At 75.6% G+C, this 12,442-nt stretch carries 11 protein-coding genes; 5 read left to right on the top strand and 6 right to left on the bottom strand.

Going from position 1 to position 12,442, the window contains the following annotated elements; all coding sequences use genetic code 11:
- The first annotated feature begins 30 nt into the window (after nucleotides 1-30).
- Entirely contained in the window at nucleotides 31-222 is a 192-nt protein-coding gene (locus tag ACI78V_RS07100) for a hypothetical protein (RefSeq protein ID WP_456850128.1), read from the top strand.
- 86 nt (nucleotides 223-308) lie between these two features.
- A complete protein-coding gene (gene smc / locus ACI78V_RS07095; protein ID WP_456850127.1) occupies nucleotides 309-3,875 on the top strand; it encodes a chromosome segregation protein SMC in 3,567 nt (1,188 codons plus the stop codon).
- A gap of 58 nt (nucleotides 3,876-3,933) precedes the next feature.
- Here smc and ACI78V_RS07090 read toward each other — a convergent pair whose 3' ends face one another.
- Nucleotides 3,934-4,749, bottom strand: coding sequence for an endonuclease/exonuclease/phosphatase family protein (locus tag ACI78V_RS07090; protein WP_456850126.1), 816 nt, complete (start codon nucleotides 4,747-4,749; stop codon nucleotides 3,934-3,936).
- A 4-nt stretch (nucleotides 4,750-4,753) separates the two neighbouring features.
- Complete coding sequence (locus tag ACI78V_RS07085; RefSeq protein ID WP_456850125.1) at nucleotides 4,754-6,433, bottom strand: alkaline phosphatase D family protein; 1,680 nt, start codon at nucleotides 6,431-6,433, stop codon at nucleotides 4,754-4,756.
- 71 nt (nucleotides 6,434-6,504) lie between these two features.
- Here ACI78V_RS07085 and ftsY point away from each other — a divergent pair, with 71 nt between their 5' ends.
- A complete protein-coding gene (ftsY, locus tag ACI78V_RS07080) occupies nucleotides 6,505-7,722 on the top strand; it encodes a signal recognition particle-docking protein FtsY (RefSeq protein WP_456850124.1) in 1,218 nt (405 codons plus the stop codon).
- A 42-nt stretch (nucleotides 7,723-7,764) separates the two neighbouring features.
- On the opposite strand, the gene ACI78V_RS07075 is transcribed toward ftsY, so the two are convergent.
- The 4 genes from ACI78V_RS07075 to ACI78V_RS07060 are packed head-to-tail and all read right to left on the bottom strand — an operon-like array spanning nucleotide 7,765 to nucleotide 10,346.
- Nucleotides 7,765-8,541, bottom strand: coding sequence for an energy-coupling factor ABC transporter ATP-binding protein (locus tag ACI78V_RS07075; protein ID WP_456850123.1), 777 nt, complete (start codon nucleotides 8,539-8,541; stop codon nucleotides 7,765-7,767).
- Nucleotides 8,538-9,320 carry a cobalt ECF transporter T component CbiQ gene (gene cbiQ, locus ACI78V_RS07070; RefSeq protein ID WP_456850122.1) on the bottom strand — a complete coding sequence of 261 codons (783 nt, stop codon included), beginning with the start codon at nucleotides 9,318-9,320 and terminating at the stop codon, nucleotides 8,538-8,540. Before cbiQ ends, ACI78V_RS07075 begins: the two co-directional genes overlap by 4 nt.
- A 1-nt stretch (nucleotide 9,321) precedes the next feature.
- Entirely contained in the window at nucleotides 9,322-9,648 is a 327-nt protein-coding gene (locus ACI78V_RS07065) for a PDGLE domain-containing protein (protein WP_456850121.1), read from the bottom strand.
- Nucleotides 9,645-10,346: an energy-coupling factor ABC transporter permease gene (locus tag ACI78V_RS07060; RefSeq protein WP_456850120.1), complete on the bottom strand. Its 702-nt coding sequence runs from the start codon at nucleotides 10,344-10,346 to the stop codon at nucleotides 9,645-9,647. Before ACI78V_RS07060 ends, ACI78V_RS07065 begins: the two co-directional genes overlap by 4 nt.
- A gap of 352 nt (nucleotides 10,347-10,698) precedes the next feature.
- Here ACI78V_RS07060 and ACI78V_RS07055 point away from each other — a divergent pair, with 352 nt between their 5' ends.
- Nucleotides 10,699-12,033 (top strand): ammonium transporter, encoded by a 1,335-nt coding sequence (locus ACI78V_RS07055; protein ID WP_456850119.1) that lies wholly within the window; start codon nucleotides 10,699-10,701, stop codon nucleotides 12,031-12,033.
- Entirely contained in the window at nucleotides 12,030-12,368 is a 339-nt protein-coding gene (locus ACI78V_RS07050) for a P-II family nitrogen regulator (RefSeq protein ID WP_097208882.1), read from the top strand. The genes ACI78V_RS07055 and ACI78V_RS07050 overlap by 4 nt, the downstream gene beginning before the upstream one ends.
- The last annotated feature ends 74 nt before the right edge of the window (nucleotides 12,369-12,442 follow it).

The raw sequence follows: 12,442 nt of genomic DNA, 5'->3' as shown, positions 1-12,442 counted from the left end.
CACTCACGCAGTCGAAAGGCCGCATCCACCATGGCCAAGGCCCTGTTCGGTCACGTCGTCACCTCAGCGGAACTCCGAGTAGTCGAGGAGAACGCCGTCCTCCGGGCGAGGGTGCGCCGGCTGGAGCAGGAACTGCAGGAACTGCGCGCCCAACGGGACGCCGCCATCGCCCACGAGCTGCTCAGCCTGGCCGGCGACAACGCCGAGCCCGCGCTCGCCTGAACCGCTCCGTCACACCGGCACCACCCACCCCGCCCGCGCCTCGCCTCACGGGCGCGGGCGCCCCGCCGGGCTAGAGTCCTCTCCCCGTGCACCTGTCGAGCCTGACGCTGAAGGGCTTCAAGTCCTTCGCGTCCGCGACGACCCTGCGCCTCGAGCCGGGTATCACCGCCGTCGTCGGCCCCAACGGCTCCGGGAAGTCCAACGTCGTCGACGCCATCGCCTGGGTCCTCGGTGAGCAGGGTGCCAAGAGCCTGCGCGGCGGCAAGATGGAGGACGTCATCTTCGCCGGCACCGCCGGCCGTCCGGCGCTGGGCCGCGCCGAGGTGACCCTCACCATCGACAACGCCGACGGCGCGCTCCCCATCGAGTACACCGAGGTCTCGGTCACCCGCCGCATGTACCGCTCCGGTGAGAGCGAGTACGAGATCAACGGCGACAAGGTGCGGCTGCTCGACGTCCAGGAGCTGCTCAGCGACGCCGGCATCGGCCGTGAGATGCACGTCATCGTCGGGCAGGGGCAGCTCGACGCCGTCCTCTCCGGCCGCCCCGAGGACCGTCGCGCCTTCGTCGAGGAGGCCGCCGGCGTCCTCAAGCACCGCAAGCGCAAGGAGAAGGCGCTCCGCAAGCTCGACGCGATGCAGGCCAACCTCGACCGTTTGGGGGACCTCACCGCGGAGCTGCGGCGGCAGCTCAAGCCCCTGGGCCGGCAGGCCGAGGTCGCCCGCCGTGCCGCCGGCGTCCAGGCCGACCTGCGGGACGCCCGGCTGCGGCTGCTCGCCGACGACCTGGTGCAGCTGCGCGACGCCCTCGAGAAGGACGTCGCCGACGAGACCGCCGCCCGGCAGCGCCGCGCCGTCGTCGAGGCCGAGCTGGCGCGCACCTCGACCCGGGAGTCCGCCCTGGAGGCCGAGCTCGCCGCGAACGCGCCGCTGCTCGGCGGGGCGCAGGACACCTGGTACCGGCTCTCGGCGCTCACCGAGCGCTTCCGCGGTGTCGCCCAGCTGGCCGCCGAACGGCACCGGCACCTCTCCGCGGCCCCGCCCGCCCCGGCCGGGGGCCGCGATCCCGACCAGCTGGACGCCGAGGCCGACCGGGTCGCGGCGACCGAGGCCGAGCTGGCCGCCGGCCTGGAGGCCGAACGGGGACGCCTGGCCACGGCCGTGGCCGCGCGCGCGGAGCTCGAGACCGCCCTCACCGAGGCCGAGAAGGCGTGGGTCGCCGCCGCCCGGGCGCTGGCCGACCGGCGGGAGGGGCTGGCCCGGCTGTCCGGTCAGGTGGCCGCAGCCCGTTCCCGGGTCGCGGCGGGGGAGTCGGAGATCGAGCGGCTGGCGCTGGCCGCCGGCGAGGCCGCCGACCGGGCCGAGGTCGCCGCCGAGCGGCTGGCCGAGCGCCGCGACGAGGTGTCCGGCCAGGAGGACTCCGACGTCGCCCTCGTCACCGCGCACCAGGACGCCGTCGCCGCCCACGCCGCGGCGGCCGCGGCGGTCACCGAGTTGGCCGCCGCCGAGCGGGCCGCCGAGCGTGACCGCGCCTCCTGGCAGGCCCGGCGGGACGCCCTCGCCCTGGGGCTGGCCCCCGCCGACGGCACCGCGGCCGCGCTGGCCGCGGGTTTGCCCGGCGTCCTCGGACCGGTGGCCGAGCGGCTCACCGTCGAGCCCGGGGCCGAGGTGGCGCTGGCCGCCGCGCTCGCCGGCCTTGCCGACGCGCTCGTGGTGGACGGCGTCACCGGTGCCGCCGCCGTCCTCGCGCACCTGCGGGAGGTCGACGGCGGGCGGGCGGGGCTGCTGGTCACCGGTGGCCTCCCGCCGCTGCCCCGCGAGGGCTGGCCGGAGCTGCCGGACGGCGCCCGCTGGGCCCTCGACCTGGTGACCGCGCCGGAGGAGCTGCGCCCGGCGCTGGCCCGTGCCCTGGACCGGGTCGCCGTGGTCGGCGACCTCGACGCCGCCGTCCCCCTCGTGCGCACCCATCCGCGGGTGCGGGCGGTCACCGCGCTCGGCGACGTGGTCGGTGCCGACTGGTCGGTCGGCGGCTCGGCCAACGCCCCCTCCGGCCTCGAGGTGCGCGCCCGGGTCGACGAGGCCGACCGCGAGCTCGCCGCCGCCGCGACGCGGGCCGCCGACCTCGCCGACCGGCTGGCCGCCGCCCGGTCGACCGCACGGGACCGCTCCGCCGACGTCGACACCGCCCTCGCCGCGCGGCAGGCCGCGGACCGCACCCGCTCGGCGGCCGCCGCGCAGCTGGCCGAGCTGGGCGCCGCCGCCCGGTCCGCGGCCGCCGAGGCCGAGCGCTCCGCCGCCGCCCGGGTGCGTGCCGAGCAGGCCCTCGAGCAGGCGCAGGCGGCCCTGGCCGGCCTGGAGGCGCGGCTCGCCGAGGCGGAGGCCGCCCCGGTGGAGGAGGAACCCGACCCCGCCGTGCGCGACCGGCTGCGGCTGGAGACCGCCACCGCCCGCCAGGCCGAGACCGAGGCGCGGCTGGCCGTGCGCACCGCCGAGGAGCGCGCCCGGGCGCTGTCCGGCCGCGCCGAGTCGCTGCGCCGGCAGGCCCGCCAGGAGCGCGCGGCGCGGGAGCGGGCCGCCGCCGCCCGGGTCGCCCGCGAGCGGGGTGCGGCGGTCGCCGCGCGGGTGCGCGCCGGCGCGGAGACGGCGCTGACCGCGCTCGCGGACTCGCTGGCCCGCGCGGCCGCCGAGCGCGACGAGCTGGCCCGCGTGCGCACCGCCCGGGAGGCGGAGCTGCTCGAGGTCCGGGCGGCGGTCCGCGTGGCGACCGCGGAGCTGGAACGGCTGACCGACGAGGTGCACCGCGACGAGGTGGCCCGGGCCGAGCAGCGCTACCGGATCGAGGCACTGGAGGGCCGCGCCGCCGAGGAGTACGGCGTCGACCTGCCCACCCTGCTGGCCGAGTACGGTCCGGCCGCGCCGGTGCCGCCCACGCCCGCGCAGGTCGCGGCGGCACAGGCGGCGGGGGAGCCCGAGCCCGAGCCGGTTCCCTACGACCGCGCCGCCCAGGAGCGCCGGGCCGCCAAGGCGGAGCGCGACCTCGCCACGCTGGGCAAGGTCAACCCGTTGGCCCTGGAGGAGTTCGCGGCGCTGGAGGAGCGGCACTCGTTCCTCGCCACCCAGCTCGAGGACCTCAAGGCCACCCGCCGCGACCTGCTGACCGTCGTCCGGGAGGTCGACGAGCGCATCCACACCGTCTTCGCCTCGGCCTTCGCCGACGTGCAGCGGGAGTTCGAGCAGGTCTTCGCCACGCTGTTCCCCGGTGGCTCGGGCAGGCTGACCCTGACCGACCCGGAGGACATGCTGACCACGGGCGTCGAGGTCGAGGCGCGCCCGCCGGGCAAGAAGGTGAAGCGGCTGTCGCTGCTCTCCGGCGGCGAGCGCTCGCTGACCGCCGTGGCGCTGCTGGTCGCGATCTTCCGGGCCCGGCCCTCGCCGTTCTACGTGCTGGACGAGGTCGAGGCGGCGCTGGACGACGTCAACCTCGGCCGGCTGCTGACGCTGGTGGAGCAGCTGCGGTCGACGTCGCAGCTGATCATCATCACGCACCAGAAGCGGACGATGGAGATCGCCGACGCCCTGTACGGCGTGAGCATGCGCGGCGACGGCATCACCGGTGTGATCAGCCAGCGCCTCCGCGAGGCCGAACCCGCCTGACGGCCCCCTGCAGGGGCCCGCCGCGAGCGTGCGAGCGGGTGGGGGCAGGGGTCCTCCGTCACACCCCCGAGGTGACCTCCAGGTCGACGACGACCGGCAGGTGGTCCGACGCCCCGGCGCCGCCGAGCACGTGTGCCCCCGCGACCGCGACACCCGGCGACACCCACACGTGGTCGATCCGCCGGTGCGGTCGCCGGGCCGGGTGCGTGTGGCCCTCGTCCTGGTGCCAGAACCGCCACCCGGCCTGGTCGTCGCGGTCGCGGGCGAGGTCCCAGGCGTCGGTGAAGCGCTCGCGCAGCGCCGCCAGCTCCGGGGCGTCCGGCGGGGTGTTGAAGTCGCCGACGAGGACGCCGGCGGCCATCGGCCCGGTGTGCAGCGCGGCCAGGTGGGCGGCCTGTGCGGCGCGCTCCTCCGCCGTGCGGGTGGACAGGTGCGTCGTCGTCACCCACAGCGTCCCGCCGTCGAGCTCCACCATGGTCCGCAGGGCACTGCGCGGCTCGCCGGTGCCCGGCAGCGGGTGCACGTCGCTGACGAGCACCGGCAGCCGCGACAGCAGGGCGTTGCCGTACTGCCGGCGCTCCCGCTCGTCGCGGCGGGGTTCGTCGATCGCCGGCCCCCACGCCAGCTGCATGTCCAGGGCCCGCGACAGGAGCAGCGCCTGGTCGACGTCCTCGCTGCGGTCGCCGAAGTAGCGGTCGACCTCCTGCAGGCAGATGACGTCGGCGTCGGCGGCGGCCAGCACCTTCGCCAGCCGCGGCAGGTCGTGCCGGCCGTCGTCGCCGACCCCGTGGTGGGTGTTGAAGGTGACCAGCCGGACGGGGATGGGCGGCTGGTCGGGGCCCGGTGCGGGCTTCGTCCCGGTCGCGTCGGTCACCGCCTCAGCCTGTCACCTCCGCCGCCACCGGGTCCGACAGCGGCAGGTCGGCGACCTCGCGCAGCACGTCCCCGTCCTCGCCCGCCCGCTCGCAGACGAACAACCGGAACCGCGCCTCCCGGCCGTCGAGCACCAGCTCGCCGAGCTGGTTGCCGAAGAAGGGGCCGGCCGCCTTGGCCCAGTCCAGCTCCGAGCGCTGCACGCGGGCCAGCCGTGCCATGCCGGTGGTCAACCGTCGCGCCCAGCGGCTCCAGCCCATGCGGAAACCGATCTTGATCGGGTGCGGTGCCTCGTTGTGCAGCGGCGACACGGTGAGCTGGTGCACCCGGGTGGAGAGCCCGGCCGGCGAGACGAGCTCGGCCGCGTAGGCGTGGTGGACGTCACCGGAGAGCACGAGCGCGGTCGTCGGCGCCCGGCCGCGCTCCCCCCGGGCCAGCGAGACCAGGATCCGGCCGAGGCGCTCGAAGGAGTCGCCGAAGGCCGCCCAGTGCTCGAGGTCGGCTGCCTGGCGCAGCTGCTCCGACAGCCACCCGACCGGCCCGCCGAGGTGGCGGCCGTTCATCGTCTCGCTCCACCGCTCGACCTCGTGGATGGCGTGCGGCAGCAGCCACGGCAGCGAGGTACCGAGGACGAGGTGCTCGACCCCCTCGTCGACGGCCCGGTCGAGGGCGGCCTCGACCCAGGCGAACTCGTCGTCGTCGAGCATCCGTCGCCGGTGCTCGTCGAGCACCCGCCCCGCCCGGCTGTCGATCATCACCATGCGGGCGTCACCCCAGTGCCGCACGTAGCTCCACCGGACCGAGCGGGGGTCGGTGTCGGCGGCCTCGGCCATCGCCTGCAGCACCGGACCGGCGTCGTCGGGGTGCGCGCGCACCGCCTGCCAGGTGGCGTTGTCCGCCAGCTCCTGCGGACTGAGGTTGCCCAGGTGCTGGTACACCCAGTAGCTGACCAGCCCGCCGCTGATCCGGTGCTTCCACCAGTCCCGTCCGGTGACCTTCCGGCGCCAGGCGGCCGAGGTGTTCCAGTCGTCGATCATCTCGTGGTCGTCGAAGATCATCGACGACGGGATGGTCGACAGCAGCCAGCGCACCTGGGGGTCGCTCCAGGACTCCGCGTAGAGGCGGGTGTACTCCTCGAAGTCCGCGACCTGGGTGCCGGCCGGTGCGTGCTCGCCCCGGCGCAGCGACAGCCACCGGCGCGTCGCCGTGGTCAGTTCGTCGGCGTAGACCTGGTCACCGAGCAGGACCAGCGCGTCGGGCCACTCCGTCTCCGGCCGTCCGGTCAGCCGGGCGGCGTAGGTGTCCAGGGCGTCGGGCGGGATGCCCTCGGTGAGGTCCACGCTGCTGGGGGTGGCGTAGCGGCAGGACCCGAAGGCGATGCGGAAGGGCGCCGGCCGGCCCGGCGTCCGGATGCGGCTGGTCGGGAACGGGGAGGCGGCCTCCGGCCACACCCGGTCGCCGTCGAGGCGCACGTCGTAGGGCGTGGTGCTCCCCGGCTCCAGGCCCTCGACGACGACGAGGGCGAAGTGGTGACCGTCGACGGTGAAGGTCCGGGCGCTGCGGTCCAGCACCGTGACCTCGCAGGGCCGGTCGGTCTCCACCCAGACGGTGGCCGAGACGGGGTCGACGTGCCGCAGGAGCGGACCGAGGAGGAGGACCGGGGACTCCCGGCCGGGCAGCGGCATACCCACCAGCGTGGCCCACGGAGCTGGGTTCCGCCCAGACCCGGCTGTGCGCGGGCTGGGAGACTGACGGCATGGAGTTCGTGCTGATCGCGGTCGCGATCCTCGTCGTCGCGCTGGTCCTCGGGGTCGGCCTGCTCGTCGGCCGTGGCCGCCGCACCACCCGTCTGGACGACGATGCCGCTCTCGGGACGACCCTCACGCGGCCGCGGCCCCCCGCCCCGGCGCCCACCGAGGAGCCACGGCCGACCGGTTCCACCGCCAGCGGCCTGGGGCTGCCACCGGAGACCGCGGAGCCGCCGGCGCCGACCGCACCGCTGCCGCCGGCCGAGCCGGAGCCGGGCCTGGTCTTCGAGACCCCGCCGCCCTCGGCCGGCCGGCTGGTGCGGCTGCGCTCGCGGCTGGCCCGGTCGCAGTCCTCGCTGGGCCGTGGCCTGCTGACCGTGCTGGCTCGCGAGCGGCTCACCGAGGACGACTGGGAGGAGGTCGAGGAGACCCTGCTGGCCGCCGACGTCGGCGTCGCGGCCACCACGCAGATCGTCGAGCGGCTGCGCACGCAGTCGATGGTGCTGGCCACCGCCTCGGGCGCGGAGCTGCGCGAGCTGCTGGTCCGGGAGCTCACCGCGGTCCTGGGGCCCGACCTCGACCGCACCCTGGGCGTCGACCGTCGCGAGGGCCGGCCGGGGGTCGTCCTAGTCGTGGGCGTCAACGGCGCCGGCAAGACGACGACGGTCGGCAAGATCGCCCGCGTGCTCGTCGGCGACGGCAAGAGCGTGGTCCTCGGCGCGGCCGACACCTTCCGCGCCGCCGCGGCCGACCAGCTGGAGACGTGGGGCGAGCGGGTCGGCGTCCTCACCGTGCGGGGTCGCGAGGGCGGCGACCCGGCGTCGGTCGCCTTCGAGGCGGTCCGCACCGGTGTGGAGGCCGAGGTGGACACCGTCGTCGTCGACACCGCGGGCCGGCTGCACACCAAGGGCGGCCTCATGGACGAGCTCGGCAAGATCAAGCGGGTCGTGGAGAAGCAGTCGCCGGTCACCGAGGTGCTGCTGGTCCTCGACGCGACGACCGGGCAGAACGGCGTCGTCCAGGCGCGGGTGTTCACCGAGGCGGTCGACGTCACCGGCGTCGTCCTCACCAAGCTCGACGGCACCGCCAAGGGCGGGATCGTCGTCTCGGTGCAGCGCGACCTCGGCATCCCGGTGAAGCTCGTCGGGCTGGGGGAGGGGGCCGACGACCTCGCGCCCTTCGAGCCGGAGGCCTTCGCCGAGGCGCTGGTCGGCGGCGCGGACTGAACCGGGGGAGGGGCGGGGGCGGCCGTTCCTGCCCCTCCTGGTTCAGGGGACGTTGGCGGGGTCGAAACCGTAGGGCAGCTCCAGGCGGTGCCGGGCGAGCAGCTCGGTGTCGGCCAGCAGCTCGCGGGTCGGCCCGTCGGCGACCACGACGCCGCCGTCCAGGACGACCGACCGCGGGCACAGCTGCAGGGCGTAGGGCAGGTCGTGGGTGACCATCAGCATGGTCACCGGCAGGCTGGTGAGCACCTCGGCCAGCTCCCGGCGTCCGGCCGGGTCGAGGTTGGACGACGGTTCGTCCAGCACCAGGACCTCCGGGTGCATGGACAGGACGGTGGCCACCGCGACCCGCCGGCGCTGCCCGAACGACAGGTGGTGCGGCGGGCGGTCGGCGGCGCCGGCCATGCCCACCTGGTCCAGCGCGGCGGCGACGCGGGCGGCGACCTCGGCCTCCGGCAGGCCCAGGTTGCGCGGGCCGAAGGCGACGTCCTCGCCGACGGTGGGCATGAACAGCTGGTCGTCGGGGTCCTGGAACACGATGCCGACCCGGCGCCGGACCTCCTGGAGGTGGCGCCGGTCGACCGGCAGCCCGGCGACGGTGACCGAGCCGCGCCCGGCGGTCAGGATGCCGTTGAGGTGCAGCACCAGGGTCGTCTTGCCCGCGCCGTTGGGGCCGAGCAGCGCCACGCGCTCGCCCGGCTCGATCCGCAGGTCGACGCCGAACAGCGCCTGGTGCCCGTCGGGGTAGGCGAAGGCGAGGTCCTCGACACGCAGCGAGGGCTCCGGACGCGGGGAGCCGACCGGGGAGGGTGCTGAGCTCACCCGAGAAGGAGACCAGACGCCAGGACGGCGCCTGCGGCCAGCGGGAGGGCGAGCGCGGCCCCCCACGCCTGCGCGGGCACCGCGGCAGCCGGGCCGCTGGGCATCCGCCCGGTGTAGCCGCGCGACAGCATGGCCAGGTGCACCCGCTCGCCGCGCTCGTAGGAGCGGATGAACAGCGAGCCGGCCGCGGGGCCGAGCACCCGCAGGGCACCGACGTGGCGGCCGCGGAAGCCGCGCGACTCCCGGGCGACCCGCATGCGCCGCAGCTCGCCGCCGACCACGTCGGCGTAGCGGAACATGAACATCAGGATCTGCACGAGCACCGAGGGCAGCCGCAGCCGCTCCAGCCCGCGCACCAGCTCCCGCGGCTGCGTGGTGGCGGCCAGCACGGTGGCGGCGAGCACCGACAGGGTCGCCTTGGCCAGCAGGCCACCGGCGGCGGTGAGCCCGCTCTCGGACAGGGAGAGCCCGAGGACGTCGACGCGTGGCCCGCGCGCCACCACCGGCAGCAGCAGGGCGAAGACGACGAAGGGCACCTCGACGACCAGGCCGCGGGCCAGCCGCCGGGGGCGCACGCCTGCCAGCGCGGCGACGCCGAGGACGAGCACGAGGTACCCGGCGTAGGCGCTCCAGGCCCACGGCGCGTGCACCGGGGTGGCCACCACGACCAGGGCGAACCCGAGGACGGCGACGAGCTTGAGGTGGGGCTCCAGCCGGTGCACCGGGGTGTCCCCGGGTACGTAGGCGGCGCCGAGGACACCGCCGTGCCCGGCGCCCACCTCAGTCGCCGACGCCGGCGGGTTCGCGCCCGCGCCGGCGGACCAGGAGGGTGAGGCCACCGGCCAGCAGCAGCGTCACCGCAACGCCCACCGCCCCGGCCAGCCCGCCGGAGAGCCGCTCGGACTCGACGCCGGCCACGGCGTAGTCGGCGAGGGGGGAGTCGGCGACGGGGCTGTCCTCGGCGGTGTGCGAGAAGCCGGTCTCCTCCGCTGCCCACTCCAGCCCGTCGGGAGAGCCGCTGGCGTACCAGCTGCCCACGCCGGCGACGAGCAGGGCGACCAGCAGCCCGGCGATCCACAGGCCCCGGGTGCGGCGGGGGGCGTTCACCGGGCGCCCGCCTCGACCGGGGCCGACCGGCGGGCCAGGTCGGCCGGTCGGCGCAGCGCTGCCGCGCCGTGCACCAGGTCGGGCCGGACGGCGAGCACCGTGCCGAGGACGGCGACGCTGATCGCCGCCTCGCCCAGGCCGATCAGCAGGTGGATGCCGCCCATGGTGGTGGCCACGGCGCCGAGCGGGACGTCGGCCACGCCGCCCACGGCGAACAGGCCGACGAAGGCGAGCGCGGACGCGGGCACCGAGAGGAAGGCGCCGACGCCGGCCGCGGTCAGCACGCCGGTACGGGTGCGCGGGAGCACGGCCGACAGCAGCCGGAAGACGCCGTAGCCCACGCCGACGGCGACCACGCCCAGGAGCACGACGTTGGTGCCGAGCGCGGTGAGCCCGCCATCGGCGAACAGCACGGCTTGGACGAGGAGGACCACCGTCATGCACAGCACCGCCGTCCACGGCCCGACCAGGACGGCGGTGAGCGCGCCGCCGATCAGGTGACCGCTGGTGCCGGCGCCGACGGGGAAGTTCATCATCTGCACCGCGAAGACGAAGGCGGCCGTGAGGCCGGCCAGGGGAGCCGTCCGCTCGTCGAGCTCGCGGCGCGCGCCGCGCAGGGCCACCGCGACCGCGCCGGCGGCCACGACCCCGGTGGCCACGGACGTCGGGGCGTCCAGGAACCCGTCGGGTACGTGCACGCTGCCTCCTCGGGGTGTGTCGTCGGTGCGGCGCGGCCTGCGCCGACGCGACCTTATTGCACCTCCTTCGCAACTGCACACGGGTCGCAACAAGGCGCGATCCGGCGTGACCGTCTCCACGCCGGGGGGCTGCGCAACACGGCCGGAACACACCGGCCGGACACGCGGCCCGGAGTTCACCGCCCGGAAACAGCGACACGTCCTCAGGTGAAACAGGCGGGCGGCACCGTGAACGCCACGTCGCCACCCGCCGGGACACCGGTCGGCGCGCGCAGCCCCATCCGGTGCACCCAGGTGCACCGGCCGCCACCCCGATGCGGCCGTCCGGCCCAGACCCACTCAGGAGGTTGCCGTGGTCAACACCGGCGACACGGCCTGGATCCTCACCAGCGCGGCGCTCGTGCTGCTGATGACCCCAGGCCTGGCCCTCTTCTACGGCGGCATGGTCCGCGCGAAGAGCGTGCTCAACATGATGATGATGAGCTTCGGAGCGCTGGCGCTGATCGGCGTCCTCTGGGTGCTCTACGGCTACTCGCTGGCCTTCGGCAACGACGTCGGCGGGGGCCTGCTCGGCAGCCCGACCGAGTTCCTCGGGCTCAACGGCCTGATGGAGGACCTCACCTCGGAGTCCGGCGGGCTGCCCACTATGGCCTTCGTCGGCTTCCAGGCCGTGTTCGCCATCCTCACCGTGGCCCTGATCTCCGGCGCCATCGCCGACCGGGCCAAGTTCGGCGCCTGGATGGTCTTCGCCGGCATCTGGGCCACGGTCGTCTACTTCCCGATCGCCCACTGGGTGTTCGACTTCGACGCCGAGGGCCACGTCGGCGGCTGGATCGCCAACGACCTGCTGGCGATCGACTTCGCCGGCGGCACGGCGGTGCACATCAACGCCGGTGCGGCGGCCCTGGCGCTCGCGCTCGTGCTCGGCAAGCGGCGCGGCTTCGGCCGCGAGGCGATGCGCCCGCACAACCTCCCGCTGGTCATGCTCGGCGCCGGCCTGCTGTGGTTCGGCTGGTTCGGCTTCAACGCCGGCTCGGCCCTCGCGGCCAACAACTCCGCGGCCGTCGTCTGGGTGAACACCCTGGTCGCCACCAGCGCCGCCATCCTCGGCTGGCTGGCCACCGAGAAGCTGCGGGACGGGCACGCCACCTCGCTGGGGGCCGCCTCCGGGGCGGTCGCGGGCCTGGTCGCCATCACGCCGGCCTGCTCGTCGGTCTCGCCGATGGGCGCGATCGCCCTCGGCCTGGTCGCCGGCGCACTGTGCGCCCTGGCCGTGGGCCTGAAGTACCGCCTGGGCTACGACGACTCCCTGGACGTCGTCGGCGTCCACCTCGTCGGCGGCCTGTGGGGCACCATCGCCGTCGGCTTCCTCGCCACCGCGGAGGCCCCGGCCGGAGTCGACGGCCTCTTCTACGGCGGTGGTGTCGACCAGCTGTGGCGGCAGGTCGTCGGGGCCGCGGTGGTCCTGGTCGTGTCGTTCGTGGCCACCTGGATCATCGGGACCGCCATCCAGAAGACCATGGGCTTCCGCATCACCGAGGAGGACGAGGTGGCCGGCATCGACACGGTCGTCCACGCCGAGTCCGGGTACGACTTCACCTCTCTCACCAGCGGCGGTGGCTCCACCGCACCACTGACCGGCCAGGCGCGCGCCGAGGCCCGTAACACGGAAGGGGTCCGGGCATGAAGCTCGTCACCGCCATCGTCAAGCCGTTCAAGCTGGACGACGTCAAGAACGCCCTCGAGCTGATCGGCATCGCCGGGCTGACCGTCAGCGAGGTCCAGGGCTTCGGCCGCCAGCGCGGTCACACCGAGGTCTACCGCGGCGCGGAGTACCAGGTGGACTTCGTCCCGAAGGTCCGCATCGAGGTCGTCGTCGGCGAGATCGACGCCGCGCGGGTGGTCGACGCCATCGTCGAGGCGGCGTCCACCGGCCAGATCGGCGACGGGAAGGTGTGGGTGACGACGATCGACGAGATCGTCCGGGTCCGCACCGGCGAGCGCGGCGCCGACGCCCTCTAGGAGGAGGGCCCCGTCCTCCGCGCCCCGCATGCCCGGCGCGCGGAGGACGGGGCCGGACCGCTCAGTGTCGGCCG

The sequence above is a fragment of the Geodermatophilus sp. SYSU D00742 genome (genome assembly GCF_054049935.1).
Note: the sequence above shows the minus strand (reverse complement) of the source record. Positions and strands in the feature narration are given on the sequence as shown.